The following is a 19,316-nucleotide window of genomic DNA, read 5'->3' as shown; positions in this document are numbered from 1 at the left end:
CGGGCCGAGCCACTCGGCCCGCCCGACCGGCCGACCGGCCGAACGCCGAAGGGGCGGCTCCCGTACGGGAGCCGCCCCTTCGGGCGTCTGCGGGCCGGAGCCGCACCGGTCGCCCCTACGGGAGGGCGAGCATCCGCTCCAGCGCGAGCTTCGCGAAGCTCTCCGTCTCCTTGTCGACCTGGATCTGGTTGACAAGGTTGCCCTCGGCCAGGGACTCCAGGGTCCACACCAGGTGCGGGAGGTCGATGCGGTTCATCGTCGAGCAGAAGCAGACCGTCTTGTCGAGGAAGACGACTTCCTTGTCCTCGGCAGCGAACCGGTTCGCCAGCCGGCGGACCAGGTTCAGCTCGGTGCCGATGGCCCACTTGGAACCGGCCGGGGCCGCCTCCAGCGCCTTGATGATGTACTCCGTCGAACCGACGTAGTCCGCGGCCGCCACGACCTCGTGCTTGCACTCGGGGTGGACCAGGACGTTCACGCCGGGGATCCGGGCGCGGACGTCGTTGACCGAGTCGACCGAGAACCGGCCGTGCACCGAGCAGTGCCCCCGCCACAGGATCATCTTGGCGTTCCGCAGCTGCTCGACGGTGAGGCCGCCGTTCGGCTTGTGCGGGTTGTAGAGCACGCAGTCGTCCAGGGACATGCCCATGTCGCGGACGGCGGTGTTGCGGCCCAGGTGCTGGTCCGGGAGGAAGAGGATCTTCTCGCCCTGCTCGAAGGCCCACTCCAGGGCCTTCTTCGCGTTGGACGAGGTGCAGATCGTGCCGCCGTGCTTGCCGGTGAAGGCCTTGATGTCGGCGGAGGAGTTCATGTACGAGACGGGCACCGTGCTGCCGGCTATGCCGGCCTCGGTCAGTACGTCCCAGCACTCCGCGACCTGCTCGGCGGTGGCCATGTCGGCCATCGAGCAGCCGGCGGCCAGGTCGGGCAGGACCACCTTCTGGTCGTCCGAGGTCAGGATGTCCGCGGACTCGGCCATGAAGTGCACGCCGCAGAAGACGATGTACTCGGCCTCCGGCTTGGCGGCCGCGTCCTTGGCCAGCTTGAAGGAGTCGCCGGTGACGTCCGCGAACTCGATGACCTCGTCACGCTGGTAGTGGTGGCCCAGGATGAAGACCTTGTCCCCGAGCTTCTCCTTGGCCGCGCGGGCACGCTCCACGAGGTTCGGGTCCGACGGCGAGGGCAGGTCGCCGGGGCACTCCACCCCGCGCTCGCTCTTGGGGTCGGCCTCACGGCCGAGCAGCAGCAGGGCAAGGGGCGTCGGCTGGACGTCCAACGGCTGGGCGGTGGTCACGACACGCACCCTTTCTGTTCTGCGACAAGGGACTTCTGGATCGTCACTTCGACTTCTCGTCTATTTGACGTTATCTATGATAGCCGCTTCACGTCAGTTTGACGATGCCGATAGTGTCAATGTGACGCATCAGCCCACGATTCGCCGGGTCCACCCCCGCGCGCGGTGTGCGAGCATGGAATATCTGAAACAAGCGTCGGGTCCCGGAATGAATCCGCGGTCCCGCTCGTTGCCACCGACGGCAAGAGTCCGACGTTTCCCCGCCCCCCCGCGGGGAGCCGCCCACTTCGGGAGTGAATGCAGATGTCCGTACAGGACGACAAGACCACTGTGAGCGACGGCATCCTCCTGTCCGACGCCGCCGCCGAGAAGGTCAGGACCCTGCTGGAGCAGGAAGGCCGCGATGACCTGGCACTCCGCGTCGCCGTCCAGCCCGGTGGCTGCTCCGGCCTGCGCTACCAGCTCTTCTTCGACGAGCGCTCCCTCGACGGCGACGTCGTGAAGGACTTCGACGGTGTGAAGGTCGTCACGGACCGGATGAGCTCCCCGTACCTCCACGGGGCTTCCATCGACTTCGTCGACACCATCGAGAAGCAGGGCTTCACGATCGACAACCCCAACGCCACGGGCTCCTGCGCCTGCGGCGACTCGTTCAGCTAAGCCTGGACACCCGCGTGACGAGGGCCCGCCCCCGGTCGAATCCGACCGGGGGCGGGCCCTCGTGCCATACCGGGCTCCGGGCCCTGCCCGGGACCCCTGCTACTGCCGGGGGAGCGGCTTGCCCGTGGCCGCGTCGATCACCTTCCGGTCGCCCAGCGGCTGCTGCAGCTGCACCGTCAAGGACATGTCCTTCGCCAGCATGATGCAGGCCTGGCCCGGCTTGTTCGGGGTGTCCGTGATCTTCACCAGCACCGATTCCGCCTGCTCCCGCGCCTCCACGGCGTAGGTGCTGCACACACCGCCCCAGAAGTTCACGGTCAGCTTCCGGTCGGCCTCCGCGTACGAGAACCCGGTCACCGTGCGCATGTCCTTCGGGCCCGGAGTGCTCTCCTGGGCGGCCGCAGCCGGCTGGGCCACCGTGCGGCCCGGCGCGCCGCCCTGGCCCGCCACCTCGAAGAGCCAGGCCGGAACCAGCCCCTGCGCCCCGTTCACCGTGCCGGGGACCAGCCCGAGCACGGCGCCCTTCACCGTCTCCGTCCGCGGCGGCTTCATCGGCCGCGGCTCCGGGTTGCACGGCACCGCGTCCGTGGACGACACCGGGGTGTCCGCCGCCAGCGGGACCGCGCTTGCACAACCGCTGGGCTCGGGGTTGCCCTCCTGGCCGCCCGACTTCGCGTTCAGCCGGGCCAACGCCTCCACGGCCCCGACCACCTGCTGGTCGGCCGCCCGCACGGGGGCCTTCAGCTCCCCGTTGCCCCCCACCACCGAGCCGTCGGAGCCCACGCTCACCTTCGTGGACCAGCCCTGCGTGGGCAGCCCGCCGACCACCGGGTCGGCGGCCACCACCCGTACCGAACCCTGGTGGGACCGGGCGTCCGCCTTGGCCCCCTCCACCCCCGCGGCCGCCAGCACGGGGGCCGCGGCGGCCTTGGCGGCCTCCTCCGACACCGGCGTGCCCGTCTCGGCCCCGCCGCCCGCACCCGCCCCCGGGTCCTGCGGGAGCGTGGCCGGGCCGCAGGTGTCCTTGCCGCGCACACAGTCGTCCCCGGCACCGTTCCCGCCGCCGTTGCCCGGAGCCTGGAAGCGGGCGAAGTTCCACGTCCCCGGGGCCGTGCGGGCCACCGTGAGCCGGGGCCCGGAGCCGTCGGCGGCCTCCCCGGCCAGCCACACGTCCCCGCTCAGCCGCGGCTCGCCGGGCAGGCCCAGGGCCGCCGCGAGGCGGGCCACCTCCGCCGAGGTGACCTCACCGGACAGCGCATAGGTGGGCGCGCCTGCCGGGGCCTCCGGAAGCTTCACGTCGGCCCGGTAGACCACCGCGCCGCCGGACGGATCGGGCTCCCCCGGCGCGATGCCCGGGCCCGAGGGGTCTCCCGCGTCGCGGGGCGCGGAGGCCGCGCTGTCACCCGTACGGTGGCCCTGCCCACCTTCGCCGTAGGCCGTCGATGCCCAGTACGCGGTGCCGCCGCCCGCCAGCAGGACGGCGGCCGCGATCGAGCCGACGGCCCAGGCCGGCCGCCGCCGTGTGCCGCGTGTTGTGTCGTCGGGTCCTTCGCTGGTCACCGCATCGCTCCTTCACCGGTCCCGTCGTACCTGATGCGGGTGTGACGGAGCGGGAGCGAAACCGGTTCCCTCCTACTGGTCCCCGTACACGGACGTGGCGGCGATCAGCCGTGCCGAGGCCGGCGGGACGCTGATCCCGTGGATCTGCGAAGGGGCCACCCGGACCGGCCGGGGACCCGCCGGGACCGCCCAGTGCGGGGCCATCCGGGCACAGTCACCCAGCAGACGGGCGAAACCGGGCTGTCGTGGGGCTTCCGCGCCGCGCTTGTCGGCGGTGTACTCGGAGTAGCCGAAACCGTCGGTGTAGGTCATGCAGGCACCGTAGGCATCGGAACTGTGGCGAAGAAAGACCTACTAAGGGGTAGTTTCTGGGGTACAGCCGGGGGCCGCTTACCGGGTAGTTTTGACTGTCCCTCGCCGTCCTCAGCAGGAGCGTCCACGCCGTGCGCATCGCAGTCACCGGCTCCATCGCCACCGACCACCTCATGACCTTCCCCGGCCGTTTCGCCGACCAGCTGGTCGCGGACCAGCTGCACACGGTCTCCCTCTCCTTCCTCGTCGACAACCTCGACGTCCGGCGGGGCGGGGTCGGCCCGAACATCTGCTTCGGTATGGGGCAGCTCGGCATCCGCCCGATCCTCGTCGGAGCCGCCGGCTCCGACTTCGACGAGTACCGCGCCTGGCTGGACCGGCACGGCGTCGACACCGAGTCCGTCCGGATCTCCGAGGTGCTGCACACCGCGCGCTTCGTGTGCACCACGGACTCCGACCACAACCAGATCGGCTCCTTCTACACGGGCGCGATGAGCGAGGCCCGGCTGATCGAGCTGAAGTCCGTCGCCGACCGGGTGGGCGGGCTCGACCTCGTCCTGATCGGCGCGGACGACCCCGAGGCGATGCTGCGCCACACGGAGGAGTGCCGCACGCGCGGGATCCCCTTCGCCGCCGACTTCTCGCAGCAGATCGCGCGGATGGACGGCGACAACATCCGCACCCTGATGGAGGGCGCGACCTTCCTCTTCTCGAACGAGTACGAGAAGGGCCTCATCGAGTCGAAGTCCGGCTGGACCGACGAGGAGATCCTGTCGAAGGTCGGCACCCGCGTGACCACGCTGGGCTCCAACGGCGTCCGGATCGAGCGCGTTGGCGAGGCCCCGATCGTGGTCGGCTGCCCGGAGGAGACCGCGAAGGTCGACCCGACGGGTGTCGGCGACGCGTTCCGCGCCGGGTTCCTGACCGGTCTGGGCTGGGGCGTCGGCCTGGAGCGTGCGGCGCAGCTGGGCTGCATGCTCGCGACGCTGGTGATCGAAACCCTGGGCACCCAGGAGTACACCCTGGCCCGTGCCCACTTCATGGAGCGCTTCACCAAGGCCTACGGCGACGAAGCCGCGGCGGAGGTCCGCGCCCACCTCGCCTGACCGCCGGGCCCGGGCCCACTCCAGCCCATTGGGGCTGAGCCCGGGCAATTCCAGCCACGCCGGAGGGGCTGGATGTGCCCGGCGGAGCCGGGTTTCCTGGGGCTCCGCCCCAGACCCCGCTCCTCAAACGCCGGAGGGGCTGGATGTGCCCGGCGGAGCCGGATCGGGGCCGGTGAGGCTGAAGGTGGCCCGGCCCGGTCAGAGGGCTCGGCGGACCGTGTAGGCGGTGCCGGTTTCGCGCGGGGTCTCGCCGACATAGGTGTGGCCCCGCATCGCGCACCACGCCGGGATGTCCAACCGGGCCACCTCGTCGTCGGAGACGACCGTGACGGTCCCGCCCACGGGGACCGTGACGATCGCCCGGGCCAGTTCGATCACCGGCTGGGGGCACCGCAGCCCGAGCGCGTCGAGCTCCAGGGAGTCCGCCACCGGAGCCACCGCCGGGGGCTCCGACACGCCGAGCCGTTTCCGTACGTCCGCCACCGCGCGCGGCAGCACCTCCAGGAACGCGTTGACCTCCTGCGCCGGCGTCCCCGGCGGCAGGGACACCCGTACGTTCCCCTCCGACAGCGCGCCCATCGCCCGCAGCACGTGACTGGGGGTCAGCGTGGAGCTCGTGCACGAAGAGCCGGAGGACACCGAGAAGCCGGCCCGGTCCAGCTCGTGCAACAGCGTCTCCCCGTCGACGTACAGGCAGGAGAAGGTGACCAGGTGCGGCAGCCGCCGCTCCGGATCGCCCACCACCTCCACGTCCGGGACCAGCCGCACCACCCGTCGCCGGATGCGGTCCACCAGGACCCGCAGTCGGGCCGCCTCCGCGTCCGCTTCGGCCCGTACGGCCCGCAAGGAAGCCGCCGCGGCCACGATCGCGGGCAGGTTCGTGAAACCGGGGGAGCGGCCCGACTCCCGCTCGTCCGCGGGGCCTTGGGGAGAGAAGCGCACCCCCTTGCGGACCGCCAGCAGGCCGACCCCGGGCGGGCCGCCCCACTTGTGCGCACTCGCGGCCAGTACGGACCAGGCGCCCTCCACCGGCCCCCAGCCCAGCGACTGGGCCGCGTCCACCAGCAGCGGCACCCCGGCCGCCGCGCAGACCTCGGCCACCTCCGCCACCGGCTGGACCGTGCCCACCTCGTGGTTGGCCGACTGGAGGCAGGCGAGGGCGCTCTCCGGGACGAGCGCCTGCGCGTAGCCGGCGGGAGTCACCGCGCCCCACCGGTCCACCGGGACCTCGGTCACCGTCCCGCCGCGCGCCCCGTGCGCCTCGGCCGCGTGCAATACAGAACTGTGTTCGACCGCCGATACGAGCAGGTGGCCACCGATGCGCCGGCGCCCCGCGAGGACCCCCGCCACCCCCGTGTGAACCGCGTGCGTCCCCGAAGGAGTGAACACGAGCTCGTCGGGCCGGCATCCCACCGCCTCCGCGGCGGCCTCCCGCGCCGCGTCCAGCAACAGTCGGGCGCGCCTGCCCTCCCGGTAGAGCCGGGCCGGATCGGCCCAGCCCTCGTCCAGGGAGGCCTGCAACGCCTGGCGGGCCACGGGGTGCAGGGGAGCGGCGGACGCGCTGTCGAAGTACGGCATCCGGCCACGCTAGCTCCAGCCCCCGAGCGTTCGAGGTCAGGGGGCGTCAGATGGGCTCCGGAGCCCGCCATTCAGGGCCATTCGCACCGTCCCCCGGACGGCGGATCCATCCCTTCGGGGGCAGTAGCGGCGCGTTGGGCACCCTCCCCGCGCGACCCCAAATAGCGTCCAGTAGGGTTTGGTCCGCATAAACATCCAAACCCCTGCCTGCGTCAGGGCCGGCGACCGACCCGAACACGGCCGCGGCCGGCCGCGCGGGCCGAGACTCTCGGGAAGGCGCTACGTGAGTCCCTACGGCTCCGACCGCTCGCCGCGGCGCCCGATGCGGCGGAAGCTGCTGCAGGCGCTGACTGCGGGCGTGGTCCTGGCGACCGCCACTGGTTGCTCGTATACATGGAAAGACTTCCCCCGCCTCGGAATGCCGACTCCGGTAACCGAGGAGGCGCCGCGCATCCTCTCCCTGTGGCAGGGATCCTGGGCGGCCGCGCTGGTCACGGGCATCCTCGTGTGGGGCCTGATCATCTGGAGCGTCATCTTCCACCGGCGCAGCCGGACGAAGATCGAGGTCCCCGCGCAGACCCGGTACAACATGCCCATCGAGGCGCTGTACACCGTGGTCCCGCTCATCATCGTCTCGGTGCTCTTCTACTTCACCGCGCGTGACGAGTCGAAGCTCCTGGCCCTCACCCCGAAGCCGCCGCACACGATCAACGTGATCGGCTTCCAGTGGAGCTGGGGCTTCAACTACGTCGAGAACGTCGACGGCGACGCGGCGACCCCGAAGGCGGGCGCGGTCCCGAAGGAGCTCGCCTCCATCCCGGACCGCTTCACCAAGGACTTCCCGGCGGGCGCCGAGGGCGTCTACCAGAAGGGCGTCCCGGGCGACCGGAACCCCCAGACGGGCAACCCGGGTCCGACCCTGGTCCTCCCCAAGGGCGAGAAGGTCCGCTTCATCCTGTCGTCGAACGACGTGATCCACTCCTTCTGGGTGGTCCCGTTCCTGTTCAAGCAGGACGTCATTCCGGGCCACACCAACGTCTTCGAGGTCACCCCGTCCGAATACGGCACCTTCATGGGCAAGTGCGCCGAGCTCTGCGGCGTTGACCACTCCCGGATGCTCTTCAACGTCAAGGTGGTCTCCCCCGAGGAGTACCGGGCGTACCTGAAGGATCTGGCGGAGAAGGGTCAGACCGGCTACCTCCCGGCCGGTATCCAGCAGACCGACCCGGCCCGGAATGCGGAAGTGAACAAACTGTGAGCATCCTCAACGAATCCCAGGGTGCCGCCGCCGACTCGTATGAGAACGAGCTGCCGGTACGGCGCAAGCAGCCGGGCAACGTGGTCGTGAAGTGGATGACCACGACCGACCACAAGACCATCGGCACGATGTACCTGGTCACGTCGTTCGTGTTCTTCATCATCGGCGGCCTGCTGGCGCTCTTCATGCGCGCCGAGCTGGCCCGTCCGGGCACGCAGATCATGTCGAACGAGCAGTTCAACCAGGCGTTCACCATGCATGGCACGATCATGCTGCTGATGTTCGCCACCCCGCTCTTCGCGGGCTTCGCCAACTGGATCATGCCGCTGCAGATCGGCGCGCCCGACGTGGCGTTCCCGCGGCTGAACATGTTCGCGTACTGGCTGTACCTCTTCGGCTCGACCATCGCGGTGGCCGGCTTCGTCACGCCGAACGGCGCCGCCGACTTCGGTTGGTTCGCCTACTCCCCGCTGTCGGACGCGGTCCGGTCGCCGGGCATCGGCGCCGACATGTGGATCATGGGTCTGGCCTTCTCCGGCTTCGGCACCATCCTCGGCTCGGTCAACTTCATCACCACGATCATCTGCATGCGCGCACCCGGCATGACGATGTTCCGCATGCCGATCTTCACCTGGAACGTGCTGCTGACCGGTGTTCTGGTCCTGCTCGCCTTCCCGGTGCTGGCCGCCGCGCTCTTCGCGCTGGAGGCCGACCGCAAGTTCGGTTCGCACGTGTTCGACGCCGCGAACGGCGGCGCATTGCTATGGCAACACCTCTTCTGGTTCTTCGGACACCCAGAGGTGTACATCATCGCCCTGCCGTTCTTCGGAATCGTCTCCGAGATCATCCCGGTCTTCAGCCGCAAGCCCATGTTCGGCTACATCGGCCTGATCGCCGCGACGATCGCGATCGCCGGCCTCTCCGTGACCGTGTGGGCCCACCACATGTACGTCACCGGTGGTGTGCTGCTGCCGTTCTTCTCCTTCATGACCTTCCTGATCGCGGTACCGACCGGTGTGAAGTTCTTCAACTGGATCGGCACCATGTGGAAGGGCTCGTTGTCCTTCGAGACCCCGATGCTCTGGACGATCGGCTTCCTGGTCACCTTCACCTTCGGTGGTCTGACCGGCGTCATCCTGGCCTCGCCCCCGATGGACTTCCACGTCTCCGACTCGTACTTCGTCGTCGCGCACTTCCACTACGTCGTCTTCGGCACCGTGGTGTTCGCGATGTTCGCCGGCTTCCACTTCTGGTGGCCGAAGTTCACGGGCAAGATGCTGGACGAGCGTCTCGGCAAGATGACGTTCTGGACGCTGTTCGTCGGCTTCCACGGCACCTTCCTGGTGCAGCACTGGCTCGGTGCCGAGGGCATGCCGCGTCGTTACGCGGACTACCTCGCCGCCGACGGTTTCACCGCGCTGAACACGATCTCGACGATCAGCTCGTTCGTGCTCGGCCTGTCGATGCTGCCGTTCATGTACAACGTCTGGAAGACCGCCAAGTACGGCAAGAAGGTCGAGGTCGACGACCCGTGGGGTTACGGCCGTTCGCTCGAGTGGGCGACGTCCTGCCCGCCGCCGCGGCACAACTTCCTCACCCTGCCGCGGATCCGTTCCGAGTCCCCGGCGTTCGACCTGCACCACCCTGAGATCGCGGCCCTCGACCACCTCGAGGACCACAGCGTCGCCGCCCAGGCCGTCACCGGCGGCAAGGAGGCCGACAAGTGAAGATCCAGGGCAAGATGTTCCTCTGGCTCTCCTTCTTCATCCTGATCATGGCCGTCGTGTACGGCGTGTGGTCGAAGGAGCCCGTCGGTACCACCGCGCTCTTCCTGGCCTTCGGCCTGAGCGTCATGATCGGCTACTACCTGGCCTTCACGGCCAAGCGCGTGGACGAGATGGCCCAGGACAACCTGGAGGCCGACGTCGCCGACGAGGCGGGCGAGCTGGGGTTCTTCTCCCCGCACAGCTGGCAGCCGCTCTCGCTGGGCATCGGCGGCGCGCTCGCGTTCATGGGCGTCATCTTCGGCTGGTGGCTCATGTACTTCTCGGCCCCGATCATCGTGATCGGCCTGTGGGGCTGGGTGTACGAGTACTACCGCGGTGAGAACCAGAACCAGTAGCAGCACCTTCGCGGCCGCGCCGCGACGCACTTGGGGCCCGGGCACCTCCTCCAGGAGGAGCCCGGGCCCCTCGTTTGCAGTCACCCCGCGCGCCGTAATTGTCATATCTTCATAGCGTTGGCTCCATGAAGCACTCACCGCGTCTTTGGACGGTACTCAGCTGCTCCCTGCTGGTCGCGTCCCTCGGGGCCGGCGCCACCGCATGCGGGTCCGGCGACAAGAACCCGCTGTCAGCCCGCCCGTACGACGCGGGCGATCAGGTCGCCTTCAACCAGCGCGCCGGCAGCCGCCCCGTGGACCCCGACCGGCCCCTCGAAATCACCGCCAAGAGCGGTGGCGGCCGGATCACCGACGTGCTGGCCGTGGACACCCACGGCCGCCGCCTGGCGGGCGAACTGAGCGCCAAGGGGGACCGCTGGCACAGCACCACCCCGATGGCCTCAGGCGTCCGCTACACGGTCACCGTGAGCACCGAGGACGAGCGGGGCGCCCCCGGGCAGCGCACGCTCACCTTCGACACCACCCCGTCCAAGGGGATCCTGAAGGTCGAGTTCGGCCCGGACGAGGGCAAGTACGGCGTCGGACAGCCCATCACCGCCGAACTCAGCGAGCCGGTCAAGGACAAGGCCGCCCGCGCCATCGTGGAACGGGGCCTCGTCGTCGACGCCCCGCCCGGAGTCGAGGGCGCCTGGCACTGGGTGGACGACAAGAACCTCCACTACCGGCCCAAGGACTACTGGCCCGCCAACTCCGCCGTATCCGTACGGAGCAACCTGGAGGGCGTCCGGATCACCGACGAGCTCCACGGGGCCGTCGCCAAGCCGCTGAAGCTGGAGATCGGCGACCGGGTCGAGGTCACCACCGACGCCTCCTCGCACTACCTCACGTTCAAGCGCAACGGAGAAGTGATCAACACCATTCCGGTGACCACCGGCAAGCCCGGCTTCTCCACCCGAAACGGCATCAAGGTGGTGCTGGGCAAGCAGTACTTCGTACAGATGCGCGGCGACACCGTCGGCATCGGCGGCAGCGAGTACTACAACCTGCCCGTCTACTACGCCACCCGCGTCACCTGGAGTGGTGAATACGTCCACGCCGCACCGTGGTCCGTCGGCTCCCAGGGCTACGAGAACGTCAGCCACGGCTGCACGGGCATGAGCACCGGCAACGCCGCCTGGTTCTACGAGAACATCACCGAGGGCGACATCGTCCAGGTGATCAACAGCATCGGCGACGACATGGACGTCTTCGGCAACGGCTTCGGCGACTGGAACATGGACTGGAAGGACTGGCGCCAGGGCAGCGCCCTGCTCAAGGGCACCCAGGAAGGCCGCAGCCCGGTCGACCAGGCCCGCCTGCGCCCCACCGTCTGAGCCGTCCCGGGCCGGCCCCTCCCCCCGGAGGACGTCCGGGGGGAAATTCCCGGCCCGTTCACCCGTACGGCCCCCCTACGAGGCACGCGCGGGCCCTACAAGGGGTGTCCTGCCGGTCGGGCCGGGTGTGACCGACAAGGCGCCCCCAAGGGCTTATCAGGCGTCCAGGGACAGACGGGTCCTCAGCAGGCCCGCCAGGGTGTCCGCGAACTGCACCGGGTCCACCGGAAGGGTCACGGCGGCGTCCGCGCGACTCCACGTGGCCAGCCAGGCGTCCTGGGGGCGCCCCATCAGCAACAGCACCGGCGGACACCGGAAGATCTCGTCCTTGATCTGTCGGCACACCCCCATGCCCCCGGCCGGAACCGCCTCGCCGTCCAGCACGCACACGTCGATGCCGCCCGCATCCAGCTCCGTCAGGACCGCCGGCAGCGTCGCGCACTCCAGGAACTCCACCGGCGGCAGGTCCGCGGCGGGCCTGCGTCCTGCCGCCAGCCGCACCTGCTCCCGGGTGCCCGCGTCGTTGCTGTAGACCAGAACCCGCGCAGTCGCCCGCATTTCGTTCCTCCACGTGGCCGTGAATCACGTTGATGTTGCGCGGGATGCTACTCCTCCCGGTGCGCCGTCAACATCGGTTCGAACATGTCGCAGGTGGCCGCGCGGAGGACTCATCTGATGGGCCGTTCGGGCCTTGCACACGCCCCTGACACTCCGAACGGCACCCCCCGGGGTGAGGGCGGGATAAGCGACCGACATAATGTCGGTCGTGGCGACAGCAACGACAGTAGATACCGGGCACGCGCACCCGACGGTCAACCGGCCGAACCTCGTCAGCGTCGGAACCATCATCTGGTTGAGTTCCGAGCTGATGTTCTTCGCGGCCCTCTTCGCGATGTACTTCACCCTGCGATCCGTGATGGGTCCCGAGTTCTGGACAGAACAGGCCGACGCCCTGAATCTGCCCTTCTCGGCGACGAACACGACGATCCTGGTGCTTTCCTCGCTCACCTGCCAGCTCGGCGTATTCGCCGCCGAGCGCGGTGACGTGAAGAAGCTCCGGACGTGGTTCATCATCACGTTCGTCATGGGTGCGATCTTCATTGGCGGCCAGGTGTTCGAGTACACCGAGCTGGTCAAGCATGAGGGCCTGTCCCTCTCGTCCAACCCGTACGGCTCGGTGTTCTACCTGACCACCGGCTTCCACGGGCTGCACGTGACGGGCGGTCTCATCGCCTTCCTGCTGGTCCTCGGCCGGACGTACGCGGCCAAGAGGTTCACCCACGAACAGGCCACGTCGGCCATCGTCGTGTCCTACTACTGGCACTTCGTCGACGTCGTCTGGATCGGCCTCTTCGCGACGATCTACCTGATCAAGTAGCGAACACGTCACCGGGCAAGACCCGGCACTCCATCCAGACACACCGACGCAGAAGATCCTGACACCGGGGTAATCCGTGAAAAAGCTCTCCGCACGACGACGCCATCCGCTGGCGGCGGTCGTCGTTCTACTCCTCGCGCTGGCGGCCACTGGGGGGCTGTACGCCGCCTTCGCCCCCGCGGGCAAGGCGCAGGCCGATGAAACCGCCCAGTCCCTCGCCATCGAGGAGGGCAAGAAGCTCTACGCCGTGGGTTGCGCAAGCTGCCACGGAACCGGCGGTCAGGGTTCCTCTGACGGCCCGAGCCTGGTCGGCGTCGGCTCCGCGGCCGTCGACTTCCAGGTGAGCACGGGCCGCATGCCCGCCCAGCAGCCCGGCGCCCAGGTGCCGAAGAAGCCCGTCATTTACGACCAGGCGCAGATCGACCAGCTGGCCGCGTACATCGCGTCCCTCGGCGCAGGTCCGATCACGCCGACCGCGAAGCAGTACGACCCGGCGGGCGCCGACATCGCCAACGGTGGTGAGCTCTTCCGCAACAACTGCGCGCAGTGCCACAACTTCACCGGCGAAGGCGGCGCACTGACGAACGGCAAGTACGCCCCCAACCTTGAGGACGTCTCGCCGAAGCACATCTACGAGGCCATGCAGACCGGCCCGCAGAACATGCCCTCCTTCCCCGACAGCACCATGCCGGAGAAGCAGAAGAAGGACATCATCGCGTACCTCCAGAACGTGAACGGCGAGAAGTCGACCAGCCCCGGCGGCCTGAAGCTCGGTGGCCTCGGCCCCGTCTCCGAGGGTCTGTTCGGCTGGATCTTCGCCCTGGGTGCGCTGATCGCTGTCGCCGTCTGGGTCGCGGCCCACACCGCTAAGGCCAAGAAGTCATGAGTAGCCAAGAGATTCCCGAAGACAAGCACCTGCCGAGCGAGCAGGGCGACGCCCACCACGGCGTAGCGGTCGCGGACGACCCGTTCGCCGACCCGGGCCTGCCGGTCCACAAGCCGCGCATCCAGGACATCGACGAGCGGGCGGCGAAGCGCTCCGAGCGCACCGTCGCGATGCTCTTCACGCTGTCGATGCTGGCGACGATCGCCTTCATCGCGTCCTACGTGATCTTCCCGGTCGACAAGATCGTCTACATCTTCCCCATCGGGAAGGTCAGCGCGCTCAACTTCTCCCTGGGCATGACCCTGGGCGTGGCCCTCTTCTGCATCGGCGCGGGCGCGGTTCACTGGGCCCGCACCCTGATGTCCGACGTCGAGGTCGCCGCCGAGCGCCACGAGATCGCCGCTCCGGCCGAGGTCAAGGCGCAGGTCCTGCAGGACTTCGCCGACGGCGCGAACGAGTCCGGCATCGGCCGACGTCCCCTGATCCGCAACACGATGCTGGGCGCGCTGGCCATGCTGCCGCTGTCCGCCGTCATGATCATGCGCGACCTGGGCCCGCTGCCCGAGGACAAGCTGCGCAAGACCCTGTGGGCCAAGGGCAAGCTGCTCATCAACCAGAACACGATGGAGCCGCTGCGTCCCGAGGACGTGTACGTCGGTTCGCTCACCTTCGCCATGCCGGAAGGCCTGGAGGAGGAGCAGCACGACTTCCAGGTCCAGATCGCCAAGGCCGCCCTGATGATCGTCCGCATTCAGCCGGAGGACATCAAGGACAAGAAGGAACTGGAGTGGTCCCACGACGGGATCGTGGCCTACTCCAAGATCTGTACCCACGTCGGCTGCCCGATCAGCCTGTACGAGCAGCAGACGCACCACGTGCTCTGCCCGTGCCACCAGTCCACCTTCGACCTCTCCGACGGCGCCCGTGTCATCTTCGGCCCGGCCGGTCACGCGCTTCCGCAGCTGCGGATCGGCGTGAATGACGAAGGCTTCCTCGAAGCGCTCGGCGACTTCGAAGAGCCCGTCGGTCCTGCATTCTGGGAGCGCGGATGAGCACCAGCGAGAACAACGAGCGCAAAGCGCCGGCCGGCGAGCGCGTAGCGGACTGGGCGGACGGCCGCCTGGGCATCTACAGCCTCGCCAAGGCCAACATGCGCAAGATCTTCCCGGACCACTGGTCCTTCATGCTCGGTGAGATCTGCCTCTACAGCTTCATCATCATCATCCTCACGGGTGTGTACCTGACGCTGTTCTTCCACCCGAGCATGAACGAGGTCGTGTACCACGGCTCGTACGTGCCGATGCAGGGCGTCATGATGTCCGAGGCCTTCGCCTCGACGCTGGACATCAGCTTCGACGTCCGCGGTGGCCTGCTGATCCGTCAGATCCACCACTGGGCGGCGCTGATCTTCGTCGCGGCGATGGTCGTGCACATGATGCGCGTCTTCTTCACCGGCGCGTTCCGCAAGCCCCGTGAGGTCAACTGGATCTTCGGCTTCCTGCTGCTGGTCCTCGGCATGTTCACCGGCTTCACCGGTTACTCGCTGCCGGACGACCTGCTCTCGGGTACCGGTGTCCGCTTCATGCAGGGCGCCATCCTGTCCGTCCCGGTCGTCGGCACGTACCTGTCGATGTTCCTGTTCGGCGGGGAGTTCCCGGGCGGCGACTTCGTCGCGCGGTTCTACTCGGTGCACATCCTGCTGCTGCCCGGCATCATGATGGGCCTGCTCGTGGCCCACCTGATCCTGGTCTTCTACCACAAGCACACCCAGTTCGCGGGCCCCGGCAAGACGAACAACAACGTCGTCGGCATGCCGCTGCTGCCGGTCTACATGGCCAAGGCCGGAGGCTTCTTCTTCCTGGTCTTCGGTGTCATCGCGGCCGTCGCGGCCGTCGCCTCGATCAACCCGATCTGGGCGCTCGGCCCGTACCGCCCGGACCACGTGTCCACCGGTGCGCAGCCCGACTGGTACATGGGTATGCCGGAAGGCCTGATCCGAGCCATGCCCGGCTGGGAGATCAACATGTGGGGCCACACGCTCGTCCTGGGCGTGTTCATCCCGCTGCTGCTCTTCCCGCTGGTGCTCGGCGCGATCGCCGTCTGGCCGTTCATCGAGTCCTGGGTCACCGGCGACAAGCGCGAGCACCACATCCTGGACCGCCCGCGCAACGTCCCGACCCGTACGGCCTTCGGTGTCGCCTGGATCGCGGAGTACATCGTGCTCCTCATCGGCGGCGGCAACGACATGTTCGCCCAGTACTTCCACCTGTCGATCAACTCGATCACCTGGTTCGTCCGGATCGGCTTCTTCGTCGTCCCGGTCCTCGCCTTCATCGTCACCAAGCGGATCTGCCTCGGCCTCCAGCGCCGGGACCACGACAAGGTGCTGCACGGTCGCGAGACCGGCATCATCAAGCGTCTGCCGCACGGTGAGTTCGTCGAGGTCCACGAGCCGCTCCCGCAGGGCAAGCTGCACACCCTCACCGCGCACGAGCAGTACAAGCCGTACGAGATCGGCCCGACGGTCGACGAGAACGGTGTCGAGCGCAAGGTGAAGGCCACCGAGAAGCTGCGCGCGAAGCTCAGCAAGGGCTTCTACGCCGAGGGCAACCAGATCCCGAAGCCCACGGTGGAGGAGTACCAGGAGATCCAGTCCGGCCACGGCCACCACTGATCCCCGCATGAACGCATGAGGGACTGATTCCGGTCAGTCCTGGTGTCGCCACGGCGAGAGCCCCGTCCAGTGTCTGGACGGGGCTCTTTGCCGTAACCGGGGCTGGATAGGCTGAACCCTGACCGATCAGACGTGGAATCCTCCACCGACAGCAGGAGCGGACCATGAACGTTGCGACCCCGGCAGGCGGCGACAGCGTGGCGGCCCGTGGCTGGCCGGGCGTTCTCGACGCCCTGTTGACCGGCCAGGACCTGCGCGCGGAGGACACCGCCTGGGCCATGGACCGGATCATGCGGGGGGAGGCCACCGACGCCCAGATCGCCGGCTTCACGGTCGCGCTGCGGGCCAAGGGAGAGACGGTCGAGGAGATCAACGGCCTCGTACGGGCTATGTACGCGCACGCCAACCTGATCGAGGTGCCGGGCCGCACGGTGGACATCGTCGGCACCGGCGGCGACGGGGCCAAAACGGTGAACATCTCCACGATGTCGGCCGTCGTCGTGGCCGGGACCGGCGCCAAGGTCGTCAAGCACGGCAACCGGGCCGCGTCCTCCGCGAGCGGCTCCTCGGACGTCCTGGAGAAGCTCGGGGTGAACCTCCACCTGAGCCGGGAACGGGTCGTGGAGGTCGCCGAAGAGGCCGGCATCACCTTCTGCTTCGCCGTGAAGTTCCACCCCGCACTGCGCCACGTGGCCGCGGCCCGCAAGGAACTGGGCATCCGGACCTTCTTCAACGCGCTGGGCCCGCTGACCAACCCGGCCCGGGTGCGCGCCCAGGCGACCGGCGTGGCCGACCCCCGGATGGCCCCGATCATCGCGGGCGTGCTCGCCGAGCGGGGCTCGTCCGCGCTGGTCTTCCGCGGTGACGACGGCTTGGACGAACTGACCACGACGTCGACCTCGCGCGTCTGGTGGGTCCGCGACGGCAAGGTCTCCGAGCAGGCCTTCGACCCCCGTGACGTGGGCATCTCCCTGGTCGACGTCTCCGCCCTGGCCGGCGGGGACCCCTCGTACAACGCGGACGTGGCCCGCCGCCTGCTGGCCGGCGAGACCGGCCCGGTCCGCGACGCCGTCCTGCTGAACTCGGCGGCGGCCCTGGTGGCCCTCGACCCCGGTCCGGGCACCCTGGAGGAGCAGATCGCGGCCGGAATCACCCGCGCGGCGGAGTCCATCGACTCGGGTGCGGCCCGGGCCGCCCTGGAACGCTGGGTGACGGCCAGCAACGTCTAGGCGCGCGGGAACGACGCGAAAACGATGACCCCGGTCCACCATGCGGACCGGGGTCTTGCGTACCCGCGATCATGTGGCAGGATGCACACCAGGTCACGAGTGACAGCGTTTAGGCCCCGGCTTGCTGTCCGGCAACCCTCCTTCCGTGGCGGGGTGCCCCGGGTGATGACCAGGTCGTAGGCAACAAGGCCTACGGCAAGCGCGGATCCCTCGACACCAGGGGTCCTGGTCTTCTCGAGGAGCTTTTTCCGTGAGCAAGCGAATGCGATAGGGCGACTCCGCCCCCACTTCACCCTCGGACCAGGGTCACTTCCGCGTACCCCCGCCCCGTGCGATCCGAGGACCCTCCCGTACCCCGGACGGCCGCAGCGCCCTACCCGCGTACGGGCACACCGAAGCCATTCAGCCCTGCCTGCCGGGAGATACCGCCATGTCCGCATCCCTGAACGCCGCCGTCGCCACCGCCACCGCAGCCACCGTCGACCCCGCCTGTGCCGAGCCGCTCGCGGTCCTCGGCCGGGACGTCACCGTCCCCCTCGTCACCGGCGGCGAGGTCACCTACGCGGCCCTCGACTACGCGGCCAGCGCCCCCGCCCTGCAGCGCGTCTGGGACGACGTGGCCGCGTACGCCCCGTACTACGGCAGCGTGCACCGCGGCGCCGGGTACCTCTCGCAGCTCTCCACCGACCTCTTCGAGCAGAGCCGGGTCACCGTCGCCGAGTTCCTCGACTGCCGCCCCACCGACCAGGTCGTCTTCACCCGGTCCACCACCGACTCGCTGAACCTGCTCGCCGCCGTGCTCCCCGCCGACTGCCAGGTGTTCGTCTTCGAGTCCGAGCACCACGCCTCGCTGCTGCCGTGGACCAACGCCCAGGTCACCTACCTCAACGCGCCGCGCACCCCGGCCGAGGCCGTCGCCACCCTGGAGCGGGCGCTGGCCGACCGCGACCCCTACGGCCCGGCCCTGGTCTGCGTCACCGGAGCCTCCAACGTCACCGGAGAACTGTGGCCGGTCAAGGAACTCGCCGCCGCCGCGCACGCCCACGGCGCGCGCATCGTGCTGGACGCCGCCCAACTGGCCCCGCACCACCCCGTCTCTGTACAGGAGCTGGACGTCGACTGGGTCGCCTTCTCCGGGCACAAGCTCTACGCGCCCTTCGGCTCGGGCGTGCTCGCCGGGCGCGCCGATTGGCTCCAGCAGGCCGACCCCTACCTCGCGGGCGGCGGAGCCTCCCGCACGGTGGCCCGGCGCGAGGACGGCGGCGTGGACGTCGAGTGGCACACCACCGCGGCCCGCCACGAGGCCGGCTCCCCGAACGTCATCGGCGTCTACTCCATCGCCTCGGCCTGCAAGGCCCTGACCGAGGCCGGCTTCGGGAACCTCGTCGCCCGCGAGCAGCACCTCATCGAGAAGGTCCGGGAGGGCCTGGCGGAGGTCCCCGCGGTCCGGATCCTCTCCCTCTTCGGGGACGACGCCCCGCGGGTCGGCGTCATCTCCTTCGTGGTGGACGGCTGGAACAGCTCTCACTTCGCCGCCGCGCTGTCCGCCGAGTACGGGATCGGCGTACGTGACGGCCTGTTCTGCGCCCACCCGCTGGTCCGCACCCTGCTCGGCAGCGAGCCGCAGGCCCAGGGCGAATGCGGAGCCCCGGAGGCGGCGCCGGGCGAGCGCTCGCTGAACGCGATCCGCGTCAGCTTCGGCGCCGGCACCCCCGACGAGCACGTGGAGCGCTTCGTCGGCGCGGTGAAGGAACTCGTGGCGGACGGCGCCAAGTGGCAGTACCGCACGGAGGAAGGCCGCTGCGTCCCGGCGGTATGACCGGCGGTCGGCTCGGCGGTTTTGCGGTTCGGTGGCACGTTGCGTCGTGCCGAGGTGGTTCGCCGGG

17 protein-coding genes and 1 riboswitch are annotated in these 19,316 nt (G+C 69.1%); of the genes, 12 read left to right on the top strand and 5 right to left on the bottom strand.

The window, feature by feature from the left end; all coding sequences use genetic code 11:
- Positions 1–115 precede the first annotated feature (115 nt).
- Complete coding sequence (nadA, locus tag ACIQK6_RS14870; protein WP_266597456.1) at positions 116–1,303, bottom strand: quinolinate synthase NadA; 1,188 nt, start codon at positions 1,301–1,303, stop codon at positions 116–118.
- Between the two features lie 294 nt (positions 1,304–1,597).
- Here nadA and erpA point away from each other — a divergent pair, with 294 nt between their 5' ends.
- The gene (gene erpA / locus ACIQK6_RS14865) at positions 1,598–1,954 is read left to right on the top strand and encodes an iron-sulfur cluster insertion protein ErpA (protein WP_030010511.1); all 357 of its coding nucleotides are present in this window, start codon (positions 1,598–1,600) and stop codon (positions 1,952–1,954) included.
- Positions 1,955–2,053: 99 nt separating this feature from the next.
- Here erpA and ACIQK6_RS14860 read toward each other — a convergent pair whose 3' ends face one another.
- Positions 2,054–3,514 (bottom strand): hypothetical protein, encoded by a 1,461-nt coding sequence (locus ACIQK6_RS14860; RefSeq protein ID WP_329102791.1) that lies wholly within the window; start codon positions 3,512–3,514, stop codon positions 2,054–2,056.
- 72 nt (positions 3,515–3,586) lie between these two features.
- Positions 3,587–3,826: a hypothetical protein gene (locus tag ACIQK6_RS14855; protein WP_030389089.1), complete on the bottom strand. Its 240-nt coding sequence runs from the start codon at positions 3,824–3,826 to the stop codon at positions 3,587–3,589.
- A gap of 131 nt (positions 3,827–3,957) precedes the next feature.
- On the opposite strand from ACIQK6_RS14855, the gene ACIQK6_RS14850 reads away from it, so the two are divergent.
- Complete coding sequence (locus tag ACIQK6_RS14850; protein ID WP_030012930.1) at positions 3,958–4,932, top strand: carbohydrate kinase family protein; 975 nt, start codon at positions 3,958–3,960, stop codon at positions 4,930–4,932.
- Positions 4,933–5,130: 198 nt separating this feature from the next.
- Here ACIQK6_RS14850 and ACIQK6_RS14845 read toward each other — a convergent pair whose 3' ends face one another.
- Positions 5,131–6,510, bottom strand: coding sequence for an aminotransferase class V-fold PLP-dependent enzyme (locus tag ACIQK6_RS14845; protein ID WP_329102794.1), 1,380 nt, complete (start codon positions 6,508–6,510; stop codon positions 5,131–5,133).
- 283 nt (positions 6,511–6,793) lie between these two features.
- On the opposite strand from ACIQK6_RS14845, the gene coxB reads away from it, so the two are divergent.
- The 4 genes from coxB (at position 6,794) to ACIQK6_RS14825 (ending at position 11,263) form a co-directional block, all read left to right on the top strand.
- Positions 6,794–7,768: a cytochrome c oxidase subunit II gene (gene coxB, locus ACIQK6_RS14840; RefSeq protein WP_266597468.1), complete on the top strand. Its 975-nt coding sequence runs from the start codon at positions 6,794–6,796 to the stop codon at positions 7,766–7,768.
- Positions 7,765–9,495 carry a cytochrome c oxidase subunit I gene (ctaD, locus tag ACIQK6_RS14835; RefSeq protein WP_329102795.1) on the top strand — a complete coding sequence of 577 codons (1,731 nt, stop codon included), beginning with the start codon at positions 7,765–7,767 and terminating at the stop codon, positions 9,493–9,495. The genes coxB and ctaD overlap by 4 nt, the downstream gene beginning before the upstream one ends.
- On the top strand, positions 9,492–9,890 hold the full coding sequence (locus tag ACIQK6_RS14830; protein WP_030291781.1) for a cytochrome c oxidase subunit 4: 399 nt from the start codon (positions 9,492–9,494) through the stop codon (positions 9,888–9,890). Before ctaD ends, ACIQK6_RS14830 begins: the two co-directional genes overlap by 4 nt.
- A 125-nt stretch (positions 9,891–10,015) precedes the next feature.
- Entirely contained in the window at positions 10,016–11,263 is a 1,248-nt protein-coding gene (locus tag ACIQK6_RS14825) for an Ig-like domain-containing protein (RefSeq protein WP_329102797.1), read from the top strand.
- A 156-nt stretch (positions 11,264–11,419) separates the two neighbouring features.
- Here ACIQK6_RS14825 and ACIQK6_RS14820 read toward each other — a convergent pair whose 3' ends face one another.
- A complete protein-coding gene (locus ACIQK6_RS14820) occupies positions 11,420–11,821 on the bottom strand; it encodes a hypothetical protein (protein WP_030016445.1) in 402 nt (133 codons plus the stop codon).
- A gap of 199 nt (positions 11,822–12,020) precedes the next feature.
- On the opposite strand from ACIQK6_RS14820, the gene ACIQK6_RS14815 reads away from it, so the two are divergent.
- The 6 genes from ACIQK6_RS14815 to ACIQK6_RS14790 all read left to right on the top strand — a co-directional run bounded on the left by ACIQK6_RS14815 (position 12,021) and on the right by ACIQK6_RS14790 (position 19,249).
- Positions 12,021–12,641 (top strand): heme-copper oxidase subunit III, encoded by a 621-nt coding sequence (locus ACIQK6_RS14815; protein ID WP_150257120.1) that lies wholly within the window; start codon positions 12,021–12,023, stop codon positions 12,639–12,641.
- Between the two features lie 76 nt (positions 12,642–12,717).
- Positions 12,718–13,527: a c-type cytochrome gene (locus tag ACIQK6_RS14810; protein ID WP_266597481.1), complete on the top strand. Its 810-nt coding sequence runs from the start codon at positions 12,718–12,720 to the stop codon at positions 13,525–13,527.
- On the top strand, positions 13,524–14,579 hold the full coding sequence (locus ACIQK6_RS14805; RefSeq protein WP_329102802.1) for a Rieske 2Fe-2S domain-containing protein: 1,056 nt from the start codon (positions 13,524–13,526) through the stop codon (positions 14,577–14,579). The genes ACIQK6_RS14810 and ACIQK6_RS14805 overlap by 4 nt, the downstream gene beginning before the upstream one ends.
- Entirely contained in the window at positions 14,576–16,201 is a 1,626-nt protein-coding gene (locus tag ACIQK6_RS14800; RefSeq protein WP_329102804.1) for a ubiquinol-cytochrome c reductase cytochrome b subunit, read from the top strand. The genes ACIQK6_RS14805 and ACIQK6_RS14800 overlap by 4 nt, the downstream gene beginning before the upstream one ends.
- Positions 16,202–16,365: 164 nt before the next feature.
- Complete coding sequence (trpD, locus tag ACIQK6_RS14795; protein WP_329102806.1) at positions 16,366–17,430, top strand: anthranilate phosphoribosyltransferase; 1,065 nt, start codon at positions 16,366–16,368, stop codon at positions 17,428–17,430.
- 91 nt (positions 17,431–17,521) lie between these two features.
- A riboswitch (SAM riboswitch) is annotated at positions 17,522–17,638 on the top strand.
- A 222-nt stretch (positions 17,639–17,860) separates the two neighbouring features.
- On the top strand, positions 17,861–19,249 hold the full coding sequence (locus ACIQK6_RS14790) for an aminotransferase class V-fold PLP-dependent enzyme (protein WP_329102809.1): 1,389 nt from the start codon (positions 17,861–17,863) through the stop codon (positions 19,247–19,249).
- Positions 19,250–19,316: the final 67 nt, after the last annotated feature.

It is taken from the genome of Streptomyces sp. NPDC091682, from assembly GCF_044756625.1.
In the GTDB taxonomy this organism is placed as follows: domain Bacteria; phylum Actinomycetota; class Actinomycetes; order Streptomycetales; family Streptomycetaceae; genus Streptomyces.
Note: the sequence above shows the minus strand (reverse complement) of the source record. Positions and strands in the feature narration are given on the sequence as shown.